We start from the raw sequence: 18,424 nt of genomic DNA, 5'->3' as shown, positions 1-18,424 counted from the left end.
TTGCTTAGGCTTCAATCGGCCCGCGGCATCGCACGAATTCTGGCGACGCTCGCCGCCACGTCCTGCCAGGCCGGCTTGCCGCCAGCGAACTGCTGACGCAGCCAGGACACAAGTTCCGCGACCTGGGCATCGTTGAAACTGTCGCGGTAAGCCGGCATCGTACCGAGTTCGGGCCGCGCAGGCGAGCCGATGCCCTCCAGAATCACGCGAATCAGATTATCGGGCGTCGCGCTGTGCAAGTTCGTGTTAAGCGCCAGCGAAGGATGCGCGCCGAACAATTGCGGCCCGCTGCCGGTGTGATGACAGGCGGCACACGCACCGTCGAAGAGTCGCGCGCCAAGGCCGTTCGCGGTGCCAGCGCCCGTTATCGTGCTGGCCTGCTCGTATTGACGCGCAAGGCCCTGCGGATCGGCATTCGGCTCAAGCGGATTGAGCGAGGCCAGATACGCCGCCATCGCGCGAATATCGCTGTCGGGCAGCACCGCCAGATCGCTGACGACCGGCGCCATCGGTCCGGCGGCCACGCCATGCAGCGGCGCGTGGCCATAGCGCAGATAGCTGAACAGTTCGTCTTCGCTCCAGGGCACGGGCGCGTTCGAAAGCGTGGACAGCGCCGGCGCTTCCCAGCCCTCCGCCATACCGCCGCCCATGAACGCCGCACCGGTTTTCTCAGCGCCCAGCGCGTTGCGCGGCGTGTGGCATGCGCTGCAATGGCCGAGACCGTTCACCAGATACGCGCCGCGATTCCATTGCGCGCTTTGCGTCGCGCTCGCAGTGAAAGTGTTGCGGCCGAGAAAGAGCCCGTTCCACGCGGCCATCAGCGGACGCACGCTAAACGGATAGGCGAGCTTCGTTTGCGGCGGGCGTGAGCGCACCGGCGTTTGCGCCATCAGGTAGGCGTAGAGCGCTTTCAGGTCGTCGTCGGACGTGTTCTGGAACGACGTGTACGGAAACACGGGATACAGCCGATGCCCGTCGCGGCTGATGCCCTGCCGCATCGCGCGCATGAATGCTTCGAGCGACCAGGTGCCAATGCCGGTCAGTCCGTCGGGCGTGAGGTTGGTGCTATAGACGGTGCCGAACGGCGTATCGAGCGGTTTGCCGCCGGCGTTCGGCACGCCGTTGTGCGCGGTATGGCAAACGGTGCAATTACCGAGCGACGCGAGCAGCTTGCCGCGCGCGACCAGTTCCGGCGCAAACGCACTCGCAAGCGGCGGCGTAATCGGCGCAATGGCATGCGGCGCTAACGCGAGCCCACCGAGCCATCCCGCCACGCCGGTTGCCAATGCGCCAAGCAACCCGAATCGCCAGCGCTTCTTTTTGCGCGCCGCCGTCTCTTCGGCTTGCGCGTCGGCCAACGCCGCGCGAATCGTCTCAGGCGTGAACGGCGGCCGCCGAAAACGCACGCCGGTCGCGTCGTACAACGCATTGGCGATCGCCGCCGCGCCCGGTAACGACGCCGATTCGCCAGTGCCCATCGGCGGCTCGCCATGGCGCGGCATCATCACCACGTCGATCACGGGCACCTCGCGGAACGTCAGGATCGGATACGCGCCCCACTCCTGACTCGTCACCGCGTTCTCGCCGAACGTCACGCGCTCTTTCAACGCGCGGCTGGTCGCCTGAATCACGTTGCCATGTATCTGATGACGCACACCGTCCGGATTCACCATCGTGCCGGTGTCCTGGCCGACCACGACGCGCGTCACCGCGAGTTCACCGCTCCTGCGATTGACTTCGACCTCGGCCACCCAAGCGGACCACGCCGCCCCAAAGCCGGGGAATTTGCTGTGCACGTAGCGCGCGTAGGCGAAGCCTCTGCCGCGTGCAATGTCGCCGTCTTCCGTATCCTTGAACGTCACGTTGCGCGGTTCCCAACCGGCTCGCCTGGCCACCGCTTTGACCAGATCGATTGCACGTGGATCGGTCAGATGCTGAAGACGGAATTCGATCGGATCGACGCCCGCCTCGGCCGCGAGTTCGTCGATAAAGGATTCATGCGCGAATGTGTTCGGCAATGCGGACACGCCGCGCAACCACGACGCCCGCACGATCGGCGGCGTATCGTCGCACACGATGCGCATCGTGCGGTAATCGTATGGCGGCACGGCCGTGCGGTCGCCCATTTCGAACACCTGAGGCTGGGCGGAAATCGTGCCGGTCAGCAGCAGCGCCAACGTGGGCGCATCGTTCGACGGATAACGTGTCGCGAAGTCATACGCCGCCAGTTGACCGTCGGCGCCGAGTGCGCCACGCACGTCCATCAGCTGCGCGGCGCCCTTCGGTTCCCACGCGTGCTCATCCTCGCGCGATAGTTGCACGCGCACCGGACTGCCAGCTGCGCGCGACAGCAACGCGGCATCGGCGGCGACATCGTCCGCGCAATTGCGGCCGTAGCAGCCGGCGGCTTCCATTCGCACGATCTCGATGTGCGCTTCGTCCAGCGTCATTAGCAACGCGAGATCGGCGCGCAGCGAGTGGGGATTCTGCGTGCCGGACCAGACCTTCAGCGTCCCGTCGCGATAGTCGGCCACCGCGCAGGACGGCCCAATCGAAGCATGCATCTGGAACGGCCACACGTAGGTCCGTTCGAGCGAGTGCGTGTCCTCTCCAGCGAGCGCCGCATCCACGTCGCCTTCAATCACGAGGTCGCGCCGCTTTGAAGGATTGGCACGCAATGCGGCTTCCACCTGCTCGCTCGTTTCGAGCGGCGGCAAACCTTCCACCGGCTTCCATTGCACGTTCAGCCGTTTCACTGCCTGCTGCGCGACTTCTTCACGCTCGGCCACGATGCCGACAAAATCGCGAATCACCACCACTTTGACAATGCCGGGCAAGTCGCGGATTGATTCTTCGTCGACATGCAGCAGGCTGTTGCCCATGAATTCGCCCTGCGCCACGCCCGCATACGGTGGCCGCACGACGCGTCCGTGCAGCATGCCCGGCACACGCACGTCGTGGACAAAGCTCAGCTCTCCAGTTGCTTTGGCGGGAATGTCCACGCGTGGCGTGCTCTTGCCGACAATCCGGTATGCGTCGGGCGATTTCAAAGGTGCATCGGTGGCGAGGCTCAGTTCGATGCGTCGTCCCGCGATCAATTCGCCATAGCTGATGCCCTTGCTGTCACCGCCACGGCAATGAACCACGCCGTCGCGTACGTCGAGCATATCGGCGCCGACCTTAAAGCGCACAGCCGCTTCAGCGAGCAGGAACTGTCGCGCCTGCGCCGCGGCATGCCGCAACGGCACCGCGGAAATCTGAATCGTCGCGCTCGCGATTGTCGGCCCCTGATTCGGCGCTTCGTTGGTGTGTCCAAGCACCACCGACACGCGCGTCAACGGCACGTCGAGTTCTTCCGCGACGATTTGCGCCAGCGCCGTGCCGATACCCGTACCCAGATCGACGTGACCGTTGAACGCGATCACGCTGCCGTCGTCGCGTACGACGAGGAACAGGTCGGCTTCGGTCGGCACAAAAGACGAACGCGACCCCGGCTGACCGATCGCCGGCTTGACCGGCGCCTGCGGTTCACGGGTGACGATCAGAACGTTTTGCGCATCGTAGAGTGCTCGCCGCGACAAGGGTGCCGACCGGCGATCCACGCTGAAATCCGGCCCGGTCATACGCGCGCTCCGTCCCGCATGGCGGCTTGCGCGGCGAGCAATTCAGCGGCGCGTTGCACCGCGCGCACGATTTCGACGTGCGTGCCGCAGCGGCAGAGGTTGCGCGACAACTCGCGGCGAATCGTCTCGTCGCTCGGATGCGGATCGCGATCGAGCAGCGCTTTGGCGGTCATGATCATGCCGTTCAGGCAGTAGCCGCACTGCGCGGCCTGCTCCTCGATAAATGCCTGCTGCACCGGATGTAGCGCCGCACGCGTACCGAGTCCTTCGAGCGTGGTGATCTCGTGGCCCAAGGCCACCTTGGCGGTCGTCACGCACGAGCGCGTCGGCATGCCGTCGAGCAGCACCGTACACGCGCCGCACTCGCCGAGGCCGCAGCCGAATTTCGGCCCGTTCAGCGCCAGGTCGTTGCGCAACAGGTAAAGCAAAGGCGTGTCGGCATCGGCGTAAAGCCGATGCGTCGCGCCGTTGACGTTCAGCGTCAGGGTGGCCGGACGACTCATGACGGGTGGCTCACGAAGATATCGACGGCGTGCGCGCCGCGCTCATATGACCACCGGCACTTCGGTCGCCGGCGGCGTATTGCGGCTGCGCCGGCAACGAATCAAGCCGTCGATCATCACCATGCCGACGCCCGGTATATCGCCGAGTTGCACGCTTTCCAGCAACGTATCCGCCGCCGTGTGCTGCGCGCGGTCCATGAACACGAGGTCGGCGGGACGGCCCACTTCGATTAAACCCTGGCGCAGATTGCGTTGCCGCGCCGTGTTGCCGGTCGCAAAGCAGAAGGCGATTTCAGCGGGAATGTCAGCGAGGCTCGAGATCAGCGCGATCATGCGCAGAATGCCGAGCGGTTGCACGCCCGAACCCGCGGGGCTATCGGTGCCGAGAATGATCCGGTGCGGACATTTCAGTTCGATCGCGTGGCGCGCGGTGAGCAACGCGATCCGCTCATTGCCGTTGTGGACGATTTCCAGCGCGCGGCTCGATTGTTCGCACAGGTCGCAGACATGCCGGTACGACAGCGAGGTATGGCCGCCGTTGATATGACCGATCACATCGGCATCGGCGGCGAGCACCACGTCGCGATCGATCAGCCCCGAGCCGGGAATCGACGGGCCGCCCGTGTGAATCGTGCTTTGAATGCCGTACTTGCGAGCCCACGCCACCATCTGCGCGGCTTCCTCGCCGCCCTTGACGCTGCCGAGGCCGACTTCGCCGAGCAGCTTCACGCCCGCTTCCGAGAGCTCCCTGAAGTCCTCCTCGACCATGCCCTTCTCGATCACCGGTGCCCCGGCCATCACTTTCACGCCGCCACCCACACCCGCGCCGCGCATTCCTTCAAACGAACGTTGCGCCGTAATCGCGAGGGCTTTTACACCGAGCACGTCTTTCGGACGGCCAGGTAAATGAACTTCACCGGCGGAAATCATTGTCGTCACGCCGCCGTTCAGATTCGATTCGATCCAGCCCATCTGATTCTGCCGGGGTGTCCAGTCGCCGAATACCGGATGCACGTGCGAATCGATCAGGCCGGGCGCCACCGTGGTGCCCTTGCAATCGACAGTGGTACGCGCGCCTTCGAGATCGCAGTCTTTCTCCTTGCCGAGCGCAACGATCACACCGTCGTCGATCACCAGCGTAGTGGCATCGAGAATCGGCCGGTCGATGTCGCCGGATAACAGCAGACCGATGTTCGTTACCGCGACCTTGCCCGACAAGCCTGTCAACGTCTCTGCTGCCATCTGCCTCTCCTTTCGCAACGACTGCCCGGCGCCGCATGCCTGCCTACCTGCACGCGGTCGCGCTGATGGATTCACACGCTCAGATAAGCGCGCCTCACTGTTTCGTTTTGCGCAAGTTCGCCGATCGTGCCGCTAAAGCGAATCTGCCCTTTTTCAAGGACATACGCGCGGTCGCTGACCAGCTCGGCGAAGTGCAGGTTCTGCTCGGACAACAGAATCGACAGCCCTTCGCGCTTGAGTTCCAGAATCATGTTCGCCATCTGCTCGACGATCACGGGCGCCACGCCCTCGGATGGTTCATCGAGCAACACCAGATAGGGATTGCCCATCAACGTGCGCGATACCGTCAGCATCTGCTGCTCGCCGCCGCTCATCTGCCCGCCGGGGCGCTTCGGCATTTCGCCGAGATTGGGAAACAGGCGAAACAGTTTTTCGGGCGTCCATTGCGGCGCGCCTTCGCGTGGCGGCTGACGGCCGGCGTCGAGATTTTCCATCACGGTGAGATCGGCGAACACACGCCGGTCTTCGGGAACGAAGCCCATGCCCATGCGCGCAATCCGGTACGGCGGCAACGCCGTGATGTTCTGTCCGCGAAACCGCACTTCGCCCTGACGGCGCGGCAGCAGGCCCATGACGGCTTTCATCGTCGTGGATTTGCCCGCGCCGTTGCGGCCCATCAGCGCCACCACTTCGCCCCGGCCTACTTCGAGACCGACGTCGAACAGGATGTGCGCGCGACCGTAAAACGCGTTGAGGCCGGAGACCTTCAGCATCGGCTCGCTCATTGCAGCGCCCCTTGGTCTCGCTGAGCCCCTGCCGCTTCATGCAGCGGCGCACGCGGCTGGAACGTCTTGCCGGTGCCGAAATAGACTTCCTGAACGCGTACGTCGTTGCGAATCGTTTCGGCGTCGCCCTCGGCGATCAGTTTGCCGCGGGCGAGCACGATCATGCGATCGGCGTAGGCGAATACCACGTCCATGCTGTGCTCGGTGAACAGCACGCCGATCCGGTGTTCCGTGACGAGGCGTTTGGTCAAGGCCATCAATTCGTTGCGCTCCTTGGGCGCCATGCCGGCGGTGGGTTCGTCCATCAGCAGTAGCCTGGGGCGATTGGCCAGCGCGATCGCCAGTTCGACGCGCTTCACGTCGCCATACGCGAGCACGCCGCAGGCGCGCTTTGCGTCGGCGGCCATGCCGACCTGCTCCAGAAGCGCGAAAGCCTCGTCGGCATAGCGCGAACTGGCGGGTTTCCACAAGCCGAAGGTCTTGCGCTCACGCGACACCAGGGCCATCTGCACGTTTTCGAGCACGGTCATCGAATTGAAGGTCGCGGCGATCTGAAACGTGCGGCCCACGCCGAGTCGCCAGATATCGCGTGGCCGCATGCCGACCAGTTCGTGATCGTCGAGCCGGATCGAACCGGACGAAGGTGTCAGCTGGCCATTGACCATGTTGAAGCAGGTCGATTTGCCCGCGCCGTTCGGGCCCAGCAGGGCCAGCAGTTGACCGGCTTCGAGATCGAAGGAAACATCGTCGACGGCCTTCAGGCCACCGAACGATTTGGAGAGACCTGTGACGCGCAGCAGGCTCATAGTCCCTCCTTGATCGCTGGCGCGCCTGGCCTCGGTGTGGCAGCGCTTTGGTCAGCCGCGTCCGCAACGTCATCCCCGAAACGCTCGCGGATGAAGCCGACAATCCCTTGCGGAAACGCGATCACCAGCAGAAGAATCGCTAAGCCAAGCAGCGCCTGCCAGTAGTCGGTCTGCCTCGCCACGGTGTCCTGCAACCATGTGAAAACGGCCGCGCCGACAATCGGGCCAGTGAGGGTCTGCAGGCCGCCGAGCAGCACCATTACGAGGCCATCCACGGAACGGCTCACGCTGATCACTTCAGGCGAAATCGTGCCCTTGGAAAACGCATACAGCGACCCGGCAAGCCCGCAAAACAGCGAGGCGATCACGAAGGCCGCCCATTGCACGCGCTTGACGTCGATACCGATTGCCTCGGCGCGCAACCCGGAATCACGCGACGCCCGCATCGCGTAGCCTAGCGGCGAGAACAGCATTTTGCGCAGCAGCCCCACGCCGATCACCGCGCATGCCAGCGTCAGATAGTAAAAAGCCACCGGCGAAGCCAGCCAGTTCGACGGCCACAAACCCAGAACGCCATTGCTGCCGCCCGTCACGTCGTCCCACTGAAACACCACCGACCAGACGATCTGCGCGAACGCAAGGGTCAGCATGGCGAGATAGACGCCGGAGAGCCGCACGCAGAACCAGCCGAACACCAGCGCGCCGGCTACCGCAAGCAGGGGTCCGAGCAGCAGCGCGGCTTCCATCGGCAGATTCAGGACTTTAAGGAACAGCGCGGCGCCGTATGCGCCGAGACCGAAGTAAGCGGCATGACCGAACGAATGCATGCCGCCCGGCCCCATGATGAAATGCAGACTGGTTGCAAACAGCACGGCGATCAGGATTTCCACCAGCAGCACCGGCATGTAAGGGAACGCATTGGCCGCAAGCGGCGCGAGCACGAGGATCACCAACGCTATCGCGGCCAGCCATTTCAGACGCTTGCCCGCGGGCCTCAAAGGCGTTTCGGGCGCCGCCATCCCGCGTACCGCGGCACTCGCCCGGCCGAGCAGGCCCCAGGGCCGCACCACCAGCACCACCGCCATCACCACGAATTCGGCAACCAGCGTGAAGCGGCTCAAGGACAAACCGATCCCGAACAGGGACACGTGTCCGATGCCGATGCACAGTGCCTTGATCTCCGCGATCAACAGCGCGGCGACGAAGGCGCCCGGAATCGAGCCCATGCCGCCGACTACCACCACGACAAACGCATTGCCGATGGTCTCCAGATCCAGCGACAGATTCGCCGACATCCGCGGGCCTTGCAGCGCGCCGCCGAGGCCGGCGAGAAACGCGCCGACGAAAAACACACCGGTAAACAACCACGCCTGATTGATGCCGAGTGCACCGAGCATCTCGCGATCCTGCGTGGCGGCTCGCACCAGCGTGCCCCAGCGCGTGCGCGTCAGCGCATACCAGAGCAGCAGCAACACCGCCGGCCCGATCACAATCAGCGCGATATCGTACGTGGGCAGCGGATGGCCGAGGAAATCGACCGCACCCGCCAGATGCGGCGCACGCGGGCCGAACAGGTCTTCGGGGCCCCATAGCCAGAGCGCGGCGTCGCGAAAGATCAGCACGAGCGCAAAGGTGGCCAGCAGATGAAACAACTCGGGCGCCTGATAAATGCGCCGCAACACGATCATTTCGACGAGCGCGCCGAGCACCGCGACAACCAGCGCCGCCGCCAGCACCGACAGCCAGAATCCAGCCGCCGTATGACCGAAGCGGCTCGCGATGCTATACGCGACATAGATGCCGAACATATAGAACGAGCCGTGCGCAAAATTCACGATGCGCGTGACGCCGAAGATCAACGACAGGCCAGCGGCGACGAGAAACAGCGTCGACGCGTCGGCGAGTCCGTTGACCAGCTGAACCAGCAAATTCGAAAGCATTGCGACCCTTGAAATAAGTCAGCGCAAACCGTCTTCGCCCTTGATCTCACTGACCTGTAAACCGCCGATGCGCGGCAGCGGCCGGCCCGACGCCGTGACTGCGACGGCTACGACGATTTCGTTCGCGCGCGGCGCGTCGGAGATGCGCGCTTCGATCGCGTCGAAGTGACTGCGCACAAAGGCCGCGTCCTTGTGGCCGAGCGGCACGTCGATCGCGGTGCCAAGCGTACCCATTTTCTTCGCCGACGGCACCAGCGCCGCGCCCTTCTCGACCGCTGTGCGCAACGGTGCGCCGAGTTTCGGATGCAGGATCGCCGCCGCATGCTCCAGTTCGCCGGCTTCCCCGACAATCGCCGCCTTGCCGTAACTTTGTGCCTCTGCCGGTTTGATGCCGAGCGCCTCGACGCACTTGTTGCCGAGCAGCGCGCCCAGTTCCTCACCCGCCTCGATCAGCGCGTCGAGCTTTGCCTCATAGCGGCCTGCGTAGGGGTTGTCGATCACCGCCATCGCGACCGCGCGGCGTGCCGGCGGCTCGACGGATTGCCCCATTTCAATGCGTGTTTCATCGACCTGCACGACCAGCTTGCGAAGCTTGATTGCCATTTCGCTCTCCGTGATGGGGTCCAACTATTCTGTAGTCTGCAAACGGCGCAACGGGGGAACGGGCGCTTAGCGCAAGCCGTCCTTGCCGACAATCGCCTCTTTGGCGAGGCCGCCGACGCGCGCATGCACGCGCTGTCCCGTGCTCATCACGAGGATATACACCAGTTCGTCCGCGGCGGGGGCGCCGGGCACGCGCACTTCGATCGCGTCGAAGTGGCTGCGCACGTAGCTTGCATTGACGTGCGTGAGCGGCACGTCGAGCGCGGTGGACGGCGCGCCGACTTTCTTGGTCGACGGCACGATGGCGTTGGTGGGCACACCGTTTTTCTCGAGCAGTTCACGCATCGCGTAGCCGCCGGGAACGTGCCACAGCGCGCCATGCTCGAGTTCGCCGCGAGAGCCGACAATCGCGCCTTTCCCATAGCTTTCGATTGACGCGTGCGGCACCGCCATGGCGGCGAGCAGCCTTTGCGCCATATCGAAGCCGATGGGCTTGAGCGCTTCCATCGCTGGTTCGATTTGCGCTTCGTAGCGCCCCGCGAACGGATTCGTCATCACCGCGGCAATCGCGCCGCGCCGCAACGGCTGCGCGGGCGCGGGACCAAACTCGTGAAAGATGTCTTCGACGTGCGTCAGCACGCGGCGTATTTCGAACACGGAGCCTCCGTTAGAGTGTGGGCATGCGGCGCGGGCAACGCGCAACTGCCATGAATGCCGGCGACTCGCGTGCGCCCTTGCAGGAACAGCGCGGCGCCTTCGATCAAGCCGTTTTGCCGCAAACGCCGCGCGGCTTCGACACCTCGCGCGAGGGCGAAATCGATCAGTGGCTGCGGTAAGGGCGGCACGTCCACGGTCACCAGCATGTTGCCGAGATCGCTATCGTCTTTCAACGACGAAGCCGGACGGCGCACGATGTTCGCATGGTCCAGGTTCACGGCGTTGGCGATCACCGTCGCGGCGGCGTCGGCAGTGGCGGCGTTACGGGCAAGCACCGTCACGCTGTCGGCTATGCCGAGACTGAAGCTGCGGCCGCGCCAGCCGCTTGTCGCGATGCCGCGAACCGGCGTAGCTGCGTCGAGCGTCAGGTTCGCGTCGAGCGGTTGGTCGCCCACTTGCTTCGCGCCTGAATAGTTCGCCAGATCGGCGAATACGCCGACACGGTACTGCTGTCCTTCGGTCAAATAGAGTGCGATGTCGCCGCCGTTGTTGATGAAGGCGCGCGCGATGCCTTTGCGGGCGAACGCCGCGATCAATTCATCCGCGACACTGCCCGCCACGGCCGCCATCGGCGTGATGTAGCGCGCGCGATGCGGGTGACAGGCGCCCCACATGCGGCGGGCTACGTCGCCGTTTAGCGCGCAGTCGGCGAGCGCTGCTGCGCGCGGCACAGGCTGGCGCAGCAGTTTCAGTTCGCCGACCAGTTCGGGCAACACGCCGACGAAACGCGCCCAGCAGGCTTCATACGCGGCCTGCACCGCCGTGGGTTCGCCGTCCGCGCTGAGGATCAGATCGATCGGCCCATGCTGCCAATGCCAGCGGGTCGCGTCGAGCCGGGTGCGGGTTGCGTTCATGGTGTGGGCAGCATGACGGGCGGCCATGGATTGTCGGGATTGCGCGCCAGGATACGGCGGGCGAGCGGCGCGCCTTCAGTATGTTCCGGACCATTCGCCAGCACGCTTTCCATTGAACGCACCGCATCGAGATGACCGCCGAGATCGCGATACGCGTCATACGTCATGGTGAATTCGATCGGCGCGACGATCGCGGGCGTTGGCACGGTGCCGAATGATCGATCGGGCATGCGCGACACGTCCACCATGACCGTGATGCCGCCGCCCGGCCACACGTAGGCCGGCGCGCCACCGCAGGTCACGTTCACCAGCTTCTGTTTGATTGCGCGCGTCAAGAGGACCGGGTTCTCCGTTGCGCCCGCTCGCAGACTGCCGCCCGCGCCACCCAGAAACAGCACGGTCGCGAGCGACGGCTCGCAATTCTCGCCAATCCGCTCGACCGTGCTGCGTACCGCGTCCGGCATCGGCGCAATCCGCGGCACGAGACTTTGATCGAGCTCATACCATTGCGCGTGCTCACCGGTCGTCGACACCATCAGCAAGCGCATGCCGGCCCTCGCCACATCAGGATCGAAGCCTTCGACGATCGCCATGGGATCCTGAATATCGGTGCCGCCCCAACCGGTGCCGGGATTCGCCACCTGAAAATAACGGCCTGGCGTCGACTTGCGCCCGCGAATCTTCAGACCTGAACGGGTCATGCCGAGACAGCGGCCCGCCTGATGTTCGGTCAGCACGCCTGTGATGTGATCGTCGACCACGACCACTTCGTCGACGTGGCCGAACCACTGCTTGGCGAAGATGCCGATCGTGGCCGATCCGCAGCCCACGCGCATACGCTGTTCTTCGACACCGTCGACAATCGGCGCCGCGCCCGCGCGGATCACGAGGCTCGCGCCGCCGTCGATGCTCAATTCCACTGCTTCCTTATTGCCGAGCGCGAGCATCATGTCGCAGGTGACGCGGCCTTCTTTCTTGCTGCCACCGGTCAGATGATGCACACCGCCCAGGCTCAGCATCTGCGAGCCATATTCAGCCGTGGTCACATGGCCGACGATTTCGCCATGGCACCGCACGTTCGATTGCTCAGGGCCAAGGAAGCGATCGGTATCGATCTTCACCTTGAAGCTGCAATAGCTGAAAATGCCCTCGGTCACGACGGTGATCATATCGACGTCGTCGAGCTTTGAAGACACGATGAACGGCGCGGGCTTGTAGTCGGGATAGGTGGACGATGCACCGACACCGGTAACAAAGAGCGCCTGTTGCGCAGCAGGATCGTGCGCTTCTGAAGATGCACCAAATTCGACCGTAGCGTCCGCGGAGTTTGCAATCGCTTCCGGCGCCAAAGCCGCACGCGAAAGAAACACCACCGGATCGACGCGGATCAGCCGTCCCTCTGCATTGGCATAGCGATCGCACGCACCGGTGCGGCCTTCCGATATCTGACACAACACCGGACAGGCGTTGCATTCGATCTTGTTCGACGCCATCCGCTCGCTACGCGGCGCCGCCTTCTCGAGCACGGTCGGACCCGGCGTCGAGGCGATCTCGCCATCGACGCTTTCCGCACCGAAATCGACCTTCGTATGTTCTGTCATGGTGGGGTTCCCATACGACGACATTACAACCGGTCCTGCCCAGCTGCCGAAACACCCTTGTTTAAAGGGGTTTTCGCGTGATCCATATTTTTTCGTGTTGCGGTCACTCACCGTTCATGTAGTATTCGCTACACCAAACATGTGTGAAATTTACTCGATCAAAATAGACTGCGCAACGTCTTTCCGGGCGTCAGTCCGGATGCTGCGGCGCAGCATCCTCGCGTGGAGCACGAGCCAATTTACGCCGAAGCACATGATCCTGCAGCGCGCTACGCAGCGTGTGGCGCGGGCGGTATCATGAAAGCGCGCCCGTGTTTCACCGGCCGCGGCGCATGTGGTTCAACCTGACGCTAACAAAGAAACCGAGGCCGCCATGAGTCCCACTGCCGCCCGCAAACCGGGCGCTACCGGCATCCGTGCGAAACAGGCGCAGGACACGCGCGCCAAGATTCTGAAAGCGGCGATCAAGGTCTTTGCGAAACAGGGCTATGCGAGCGGCCGCGTCGAAAGTATTTCAAAGGCCGCGCGTTCGCACGACCGCATGATCTACTACTACTTCGGCAGCAAGGAACAGTTGTTTGTCGAAGTGCTGGAAACCATCTACACGCAGTTCAACGAGGCCGAAAGCCGGCTCGATCTCGATCTCGACGACCCCGCGCATGGCCTCGAACAGATGGTCGAATTCGTCTGGCAGTACTACCTCGATCATCCGGAGTTCGTGACGCTGCTGTCGAGCGAGAATCTGCATCAGGGCAAGCACGCGAAGAAATCATTAAAGCTGAAAGAGATTTCCGGCTACGCGATTTCCGTGGTGCAGAAGGTACTGGATGCGGGTAAGGCACAAAACGTCTTTCGTGCCGACGTCAATGCGCGTGACGTGTATCTGACGATTGCGTCGCTCGGTTATTTCTATAACGCCAATCAGTACACGTTGGGCGCGTTTCTCGGGGAGCCGCTCATGGACAAGGCCGCGCTCGCGCATTGGCGTGAGGTTATCAAGGACACGGTGTTGCGCGCGGTGCGCCTGCGGATGCCGGCTGAGGCGGCGGTGTCGAGCGAGCGCGAAAGCGAAGGCAGGGCTGTGTAAAACGCGCGCTGTGTTGGCAGCGCGCGCCTTCGTTCACGGCTTCGCTGCGGCGTCGTCTTCGCGGAACAGTTTGTCGGCGAGGTGGAACGCCGAATTGGCCGCCGGCACGCCGCAATAGATCGCGGTTTGCAGCAGCACTTCCTTGATTTCCTCGCGTGTTACGCCGTTGTTCTTCGCGGCACGCAGGTGTAGTGCCAGCTCTTCGCTACGATTGACCGCGACCAGCATCGCAATGGTGAGCAGGCTGCGCGTGTGGCGCGGCAAACCTTCACGGGTCCAGATTTCGCCCCATGCATAGCGGGTGATGAAATTCTGGAACTCGTCCGTCATTTCCGTGCGATTCGCGAGCGACCGGTCCACGTGCGCGCTGCCCAGCACCGCGCGACGCACTCCGAGTCCGGCTTCGTAGCGGTCTTCGTCGTTCATCGCTGCTCCGTCAGGAAGTCGAGCACGGTCTTCGTGAAAGCGTCCGTTTGCTCGATATTGGAAATATGCGAAGCGTCCAGTTCGACGTAACGCGCGCCCGGAATGGCCTCAGCGAGGGCACGGCCCTGCTCCGGCGTCGCGGCCAGATCGTGCGTGCCGCTGATCACCAGCACCGGCACCTTGATGCCGGGCGCTTCGGGGCGCAGATCGGCGGCGTCGATTGCGTCGCAATTCGATGCGTAGCCTTCCTTGTCGGTATGCACGAACACGTCGCGGATCATCGCCAGCACCACCGGTTCGCGTTCGATGTAATCGGCCGTGAACCAGCGCGGCAAGACGGCGTCGGCGAGTGCGAGCATGCCTTCGGTACGGGCTTTCGCCGCACGCGGCACCCACACTTCGGGCGAGCCGATGCGGGCGGCCGTATTGCACAGCACCACACGCTCCAGACGATTCGCGTGACGCGCGGCCAATGCGACGCCGGTCAGGCCGCCCATCGAGATGCCGCAAAAATTCGCGCGGGCGATCTTGAGCGTATCCATCAGGCCGAGCACGTCGCCGGTCAGTTGCTCAATCGTGTACGGGCCCTTCGGCGCCTCGGAGTGGCCGTGACCGCGCGTGTCGTAGCGCAACACGCGGAAGTGCTTTGACAACGCCGCGACTTGCGACGTCCACATCGACAGATCAGTGCCGAGCGAATTCGACAACACGATCCACGGCGCGTTGCCGTGACGGTCGCCGTCGATTCGATAATGAAGCTCGGTGCCGTTGACTGCGGCGTAAGGCATGCCGGTTACTCCTTGGAATGGGCGCGCTGGGCGCGCGTGGTGTGAAGTGCCAGCGCGGCGTCCACGTATGCGTGCGCCTGGCCGACGTATTGTGCGGGATCGAGCAGTTGCTGCAAGCGCTCGAGCGGAAGATGGTCGGTCACGGCGGAGTCCGCTGACAGGACCTCGAAGAGCGTCGTGCCGTTGGCGATCGCGGCCTTCGACGCGCGCTCCACCAGATGATGCGCGTCGAGCCGGCCGATGCTGTCACCGAGTGCGAGCATGACTGCTTCGCCGAGAATCAAGCCGTGCGTGACGTCGAGATTCGCGGCCAGACGCGGCATGTTGACGTTCAGACCCGCCGCGATCTGCCCGATGTTGACGAGCGCGCCGCCTGCGAGGCGCGCGAGGTCCGGCAAGGCATCCCACTCGGCTTGCCAGCCGCCGAGCGCACGCTCGTGCTCCTGCACCATGCCGGCAAATACCGTGGCAACGAGTCCCGGGGCGCGCGTCGCGGCGGTCAGCACCGCTGCGCAGCCCACCGGATTGCGCTTGTGCGGCATCGTCGACGAACCGCCCTTGCCGGCCGCGACGGGCTCGGCCAGTTCGTCGATTTCAGTTTGCATCTGCAGGGAGATATCGCGCGCGATCTTGCCGAGCGTGCCGATCAGCATGCCGAACAGCGACGCCGTTTCGGCGATGCGGTCGCGCTGCGTATGCCACGGCAAGGTGGGCACGGTGAGACTGAGTTCTTGCGCGAGCGCTTGCGTGACGCGCGGTGCAGCGTCGCGCAGACTGGCCAGCGTGCCGGCCGCGCCGCCGAATTGCAGCACCAGCACGCGCGCGCGCAACGCGTCGAGCCGATCGCGATGCCGCAGCAAGGCGTCGAGCCATTGAGCGAATTTGAGGCCGAGCGTGATGGGCAGCGCCTGCTGCAACCAGGTGCGGCCGATCATGGGCGTCGCGCGATGTTTGGCCGCGAGTGTGGCTAATGAATCGCAGGTGGATTGCAGGCCCTGGTCGAGCAGATCGAAGGTGTCGCGCAATTGCAGCACCGTCGCCGTATCGATGATGTCCTGGCTCGTCGCGCCCCAATGGACGTATTTCGACGCTTCGGCGTCGGCCGCTTTGACCCGCGCGGTGAGTTGCTTGACGAGCGGAATTGCCAGGTTGCCGCCGAGCGCCGCGTCGCGCGCGAGCGCATCGGCGTCGAGCTGATCGGCCTGGCAGGCCGCCTCGATCGCGGCCACGGCGGCAGGCGGAATCACGTTGTGCGCGGCGCAGGCGCGCGCTAGCGCCGCTTCGACGTCGAGCATCCGTTGCAGCGTGGCACGCGGCGCCCAGATATCGTTCATCGGCTGTGTGCCGCAAAGAAGGCCGGTCAGACGGGCGCTGGAGTCGAGCATGGTGGCGTCGATGATCGAAGGAAATCAGGCATTGAAGGTTTGCCGCAGTGCATGGCACGCATGGCGGCGCTCACCGTCGGGAAGGTACTGCATAGCCAGTAGACAGCTTACCGCACGCGGCGTTGCGTTTCGTCCCGGCTTATTGTGCGCTCAACGCGGCCCGGACGCCGCGCGTGCCAGGCGCGCCGGGCGCATGAGGCGTGCCTCAATGCGCCGCTTACATGGTGACGTGACGTTCCCGTACGGGTCGCCGCGCGTTCGTTACGCCGCGCGAGCGGACTGGGTGCCGTCGATCAGCGGCACGCCAGTCAGTTTGTGCAGTGCGTCGAAGTCGATGTCCGAAAAGATCTCGCGCACGACGAGGCCCTTATCCGTGACGTCGATCATGGCGAGGTCCGTATAGATCCGGTCGACGCAACTCACGCCCGTGACCGGGTACGTGCATTCGGCGGCGATTTTGCTTTCGCCTTGCTTGGTCAGGTGTTCCATCATCACGTAGACCTGCTTCGCGCCGATTGCCAGATCCATTGCGCCGCCGACTGCCGGAATCGCGTCGGGCGCGCCGGTGTGCCAGTTCGCGAGATCGCCTTTCGCCGACACCTGGAACGCGCCGAGCACGCAGAAGTCCAGATGGCCGCCGCGCATCATCGCGAATGAATCCGCGTGATGGAAGTAGGCGCCGCCCGTGAGCAGCGTGACGTGCTGCTTGCCGGCGTTGATCAGTTCGTCGTCTTCCTCGCCTTTCGCGGGTGCCGGGCCCATGCCGAGCAGACCGTTTTCGCTATGGAGGAAGATTTCCTTGTCGGCGGCGAGGTGGTTTGCCACCAGCGTCGGCACGCCGATGCCGAGGTTCACGTAGGCGCCTTCGGGAATATCTTGCGCAACGCGCTTGGCCATTTCATCGCGGGTCAGTTTTTTCATGTCGGTCTCCTCAGGCGGCAGTCGCGGAAGCAAGCTCGGCTTGATGCGTAGCTTGCGGCACTTCGATCACGCGTTGCACGAAGATGCCGGGTGTAACGATATTTTCCGGGTCGAGCTCGCCGAGGGGCACCACTTTCGACACTTGCACGATGGCCGTTCTGGCCGCGCTCGCCATGATCGGGCCGAAGTTACGCGCGGTCTTGCGATAGACGAGATTGCCCCAGCGGTCGCCCTTGAGCGCCTTGATGAGCGCGAAGTCAGCATGCAGCGGCGACTCCAGCACGTAGTGCTTGCCGTCGATCAGGCGGGTTTCCTTGCCTTCGGCGAGTTTGGTGCCGTAAGCGGTTGGCGTGAAGAAGCCGCCGATGCCTGCGCCCGCCGCGCGGATACGTTCCGCCAGATTGCCCTGCGGCACCAGTTCGAGTTCGATTTCGCCGGCGCGGTAGAGCGCGTCGAACACATACGAATCGGTTTGGCGCGGGAATGAGCAGATGATTTTGCGCACGCGTTTGGCTTTGAGCAGCGCCGCGAGGCCGATGTCGCCGTTACCGGCATTGTTGTTGACGATGGTGAGCTCGCGCGCGCCCTGTTCGATGAGTGCGTCGATCAACTCCGACGGCATGCCGGCTGTGCCGAAGCCGCCGATCATGACGGTCGCGCCGTCGTGGACATCGGCGACCGCCGACTGAAGTGACTCGAAAATCTTGTTGATCATGTCGAATTTCCTTTTGGGGCGCTGCATACCGCTGGGCTTTTTGCCTGTGCAGGCAGGGGCTTTTGCGGGACGGTCTCCGGGCCTGTGCGGGGTTGTTACCGCGCTGGGAGGCGCGGGGTCGCGCGCCTTTGGTTGTTCGTTTTGTCGAAAAAATGTTCTTTATGCGAACACTGATTCGGTTAGCGAACGCTACAGCGATTATGGTTGCCCTTCGGGCGGGTTGTCAAGGCAGAGGGTTTGCCCTAATCATAGGGTTTTGGTTTTGGTTTTGGTTTTGGTTTTGATTTTGCCTACGGCGTTTGGTGCTTCTGTTTGCCTACGGCGTTGGCCTTTCCTTGCTCTTGCCTCTTTGGCCTTTCCTTGGTTTGTTATTGGTTTATTAGCGTCGCCCCTGTGCGGGGCAGGCACCTACTTTTCTTTGCCGCCGC

The 18,424-nt window shown here is 63.8% G+C and carries 17 protein-coding genes; 2 read left to right on the top strand and 15 right to left on the bottom strand.

The window, feature by feature from the left end; genetic code table 11:
- Nucleotides 1-11: 11 nt before the first annotated feature.
- The 10 genes from PQR27_RS20800 to PQR27_RS20755 form a co-directional block, all read right to left on the bottom strand.
- Nucleotides 12-3,623 carry a molybdopterin cofactor-binding domain-containing protein gene (locus PQR27_RS20800; protein ID WP_408525551.1) on the bottom strand — a complete coding sequence of 1,204 codons (3,612 nt, stop codon included), beginning with the start codon at nt 3,621-3,623 and terminating at the stop codon, nt 12-14.
- The gene (locus PQR27_RS20795; protein ID WP_408525550.1) at nt 3,620-4,126 is read right to left on the bottom strand and encodes a (2Fe-2S)-binding protein; all 507 of its coding nucleotides are present in this window, start codon (nt 4,124-4,126) and stop codon (nt 3,620-3,622) included. Before PQR27_RS20795 ends, PQR27_RS20800 begins: the two co-directional genes overlap by 4 nt.
- Before the next feature lie 42 nt (nt 4,127-4,168).
- Nucleotides 4,169-5,368 (bottom strand): amidohydrolase family protein, encoded by a 1,200-nt coding sequence (locus tag PQR27_RS20790; RefSeq protein ID WP_408525549.1) that lies wholly within the window; start codon nt 5,366-5,368, stop codon nt 4,169-4,171.
- 71 nt (nt 5,369-5,439) lie between these two features.
- Nucleotides 5,440-6,153, bottom strand: a complete 714-nt coding sequence (locus PQR27_RS20785) for an ABC transporter ATP-binding protein (RefSeq protein ID WP_408525548.1) — start codon at nt 6,151-6,153, stop codon at nt 5,440-5,442.
- On the bottom strand, nt 6,150-6,959 hold the full coding sequence (locus tag PQR27_RS20780) for an ABC transporter ATP-binding protein (RefSeq protein ID WP_408525547.1): 810 nt from the start codon (nt 6,957-6,959) through the stop codon (nt 6,150-6,152). Before PQR27_RS20780 ends, PQR27_RS20785 begins: the two co-directional genes overlap by 4 nt.
- Entirely contained in the window at nt 6,956-8,899 is a 1,944-nt protein-coding gene (locus PQR27_RS20775) for an ABC transporter permease (RefSeq protein WP_408525546.1), read from the bottom strand. The genes PQR27_RS20780 and PQR27_RS20775 overlap by 4 nt, the downstream gene beginning before the upstream one ends.
- A gap of 18 nt (nt 8,900-8,917) precedes the next feature.
- Nucleotides 8,918-9,502, bottom strand: coding sequence for an amino acid synthesis family protein (locus PQR27_RS20770; RefSeq protein ID WP_408525545.1), 585 nt, complete (start codon nt 9,500-9,502; stop codon nt 8,918-8,920).
- A gap of 66 nt (nt 9,503-9,568) precedes the next feature.
- Nucleotides 9,569-10,159 carry an amino acid synthesis family protein gene (locus PQR27_RS20765; protein WP_408525544.1) on the bottom strand — a complete coding sequence of 197 codons (591 nt, stop codon included), beginning with the start codon at nt 10,157-10,159 and terminating at the stop codon, nt 9,569-9,571.
- Nucleotides 10,135-11,073 carry a UPF0280 family protein gene (locus PQR27_RS20760; RefSeq protein WP_408525543.1) on the bottom strand — a complete coding sequence of 313 codons (939 nt, stop codon included), beginning with the start codon at nt 11,071-11,073 and terminating at the stop codon, nt 10,135-10,137. Before PQR27_RS20760 ends, PQR27_RS20765 begins: the two co-directional genes overlap by 25 nt.
- On the bottom strand, nt 11,070-12,674 hold the full coding sequence (locus tag PQR27_RS20755; protein WP_408525542.1) for a 6-hydroxynicotinate reductase: 1,605 nt from the start codon (nt 12,672-12,674) through the stop codon (nt 11,070-11,072). Before PQR27_RS20755 ends, PQR27_RS20760 begins: the two co-directional genes overlap by 4 nt.
- Nucleotides 12,675-13,047: 373 nt before the next feature.
- Here PQR27_RS20755 and PQR27_RS20750 point away from each other — a divergent pair, with 373 nt between their 5' ends.
- Nucleotides 13,048-13,761, top strand: coding sequence for a TetR family transcriptional regulator (locus tag PQR27_RS20750; protein ID WP_408525541.1), 714 nt, complete (start codon nt 13,048-13,050; stop codon nt 13,759-13,761).
- A 33-nt stretch (nt 13,762-13,794) separates the two neighbouring features.
- Here PQR27_RS20750 and pcaC read toward each other — a convergent pair whose 3' ends face one another.
- The 5 genes from pcaC to PQR27_RS20725 all read right to left on the bottom strand — a co-directional run bounded on the left by pcaC (nt 13,795) and on the right by PQR27_RS20725 (nt 17,996).
- Nucleotides 13,795-14,187 (bottom strand): 4-carboxymuconolactone decarboxylase, encoded by a 393-nt coding sequence (gene pcaC / locus PQR27_RS20745; RefSeq protein ID WP_408525540.1) that lies wholly within the window; start codon nt 14,185-14,187, stop codon nt 13,795-13,797.
- The gene (gene pcaD / locus PQR27_RS20740) at nt 14,184-14,975 is read right to left on the bottom strand and encodes a 3-oxoadipate enol-lactonase (protein ID WP_408525539.1); all 792 of its coding nucleotides are present in this window, start codon (nt 14,973-14,975) and stop codon (nt 14,184-14,186) included. Before pcaD ends, pcaC begins: the two co-directional genes overlap by 4 nt.
- 5 nt (nt 14,976-14,980) lie before the next feature.
- The gene (locus PQR27_RS20735; protein ID WP_408525538.1) at nt 14,981-16,360 is read right to left on the bottom strand and encodes a 3-carboxy-cis,cis-muconate cycloisomerase; all 1,380 of its coding nucleotides are present in this window, start codon (nt 16,358-16,360) and stop codon (nt 14,981-14,983) included.
- A 261-nt stretch (nt 16,361-16,621) separates the two neighbouring features.
- Nucleotides 16,622-17,281 carry a 3-oxoacid CoA-transferase subunit B gene (locus PQR27_RS20730; protein ID WP_408525537.1) on the bottom strand — a complete coding sequence of 220 codons (660 nt, stop codon included), beginning with the start codon at nt 17,279-17,281 and terminating at the stop codon, nt 16,622-16,624.
- A 10-nt stretch (nt 17,282-17,291) separates the two neighbouring features.
- Nucleotides 17,292-17,996 (bottom strand): 3-oxoacid CoA-transferase subunit A, encoded by a 705-nt coding sequence (locus tag PQR27_RS20725; RefSeq protein ID WP_408525536.1) that lies wholly within the window; start codon nt 17,994-17,996, stop codon nt 17,292-17,294.
- Between PQR27_RS20725 and PQR27_RS20720 the strand changes: the two genes are divergently transcribed.
- A partial coding sequence (locus PQR27_RS20720) for a hypothetical protein (RefSeq protein WP_408525535.1) occupies nt 17,995-18,424 on the top strand: 430 nt, incomplete at its 3' end. The genes PQR27_RS20725 and PQR27_RS20720 overlap by 2 nt on opposite strands.

It is taken from the genome of Paraburkholderia fungorum (assembly GCF_046027215.1).
In the GTDB taxonomy this organism is placed as follows: Bacteria; Pseudomonadota; Gammaproteobacteria; order Burkholderiales; family Burkholderiaceae; genus Paraburkholderia; species Paraburkholderia fungorum_D.
Note: the sequence above shows the minus strand (reverse complement) of the source record. Positions and strands in the feature narration are given on the sequence as shown.

Bases quoted from the DNA above. Each gene is read 5' to 3' on its own strand.
- pcaD (WP_408525539.1), bottom strand. From the start codon at position 14,975: ATGCCTTACGCCGCAGTCAACGGCACCGAGCTTCATTATCGAATCGAC.
- PQR27_RS20755 (WP_408525542.1), bottom strand. From the start codon at position 12,674: ATGACAGAACATACGAAGGTCGATTTCGGTGCGGAAAGCGTCGATGGC.
- PQR27_RS20795 (WP_408525550.1), bottom strand. From the start codon at position 4,126: ATGAGTCGTCCGGCCACCCTGACGCTGAACGTCAACGGCGCGACGCAT.
- PQR27_RS20780 (WP_408525547.1), bottom strand. From the start codon at position 6,959: ATGAGCCTGCTGCGCGTCACAGGTCTCTCCAAATCGTTCGGTGGCCTG.
- PQR27_RS20725 (WP_408525536.1), bottom strand. From the start codon at position 17,996: ATGATCAACAAGATTTTCGAGTCACTTCAGTCGGCGGTCGCCGATGTC.
- PQR27_RS20760 (WP_408525543.1), bottom strand. From the start codon at position 11,073: ATGAACGCAACCCGCACCCGGCTCGACGCGACCCGCTGGCATTGGCAG.
- pcaC (WP_408525540.1), bottom strand. From the start codon at position 14,187: ATGAACGACGAAGACCGCTACGAAGCCGGACTCGGAGTGCGTCGCGCG.
- PQR27_RS20775 (WP_408525546.1), bottom strand. From the start codon at position 8,899: ATGCTTTCGAATTTGCTGGTTCAGCTGGTCAACGGACTCGCCGACGCG.
- PQR27_RS20770 (WP_408525545.1), bottom strand. From the start codon at position 9,502: ATGGCAATCAAGCTTCGCAAGCTGGTCGTGCAGGTCGATGAAACACGC.
- PQR27_RS20750 (WP_408525541.1), top strand. From the start codon at position 13,048: ATGAGTCCCACTGCCGCCCGCAAACCGGGCGCTACCGGCATCCGTGCG.
- PQR27_RS20800 (WP_408525551.1), bottom strand. From the start codon at position 3,623: ATGACCGGGCCGGATTTCAGCGTGGATCGCCGGTCGGCACCCTTGTCG.
- PQR27_RS20785 (WP_408525548.1), bottom strand. From the start codon at position 6,153: ATGAGCGAGCCGATGCTGAAGGTCTCCGGCCTCAACGCGTTTTACGGT.
- PQR27_RS20735 (WP_408525538.1), bottom strand. From the start codon at position 16,360: ATGCTCGACTCCAGCGCCCGTCTGACCGGCCTTCTTTGCGGCACACAG.
- PQR27_RS20730 (WP_408525537.1), bottom strand. From the start codon at position 17,281: ATGAAAAAACTGACCCGCGATGAAATGGCCAAGCGCGTTGCGCAAGAT.
- PQR27_RS20790 (WP_408525549.1), bottom strand. From the start codon at position 5,368: ATGGCAGCAGAGACGTTGACAGGCTTGTCGGGCAAGGTCGCGGTAACG.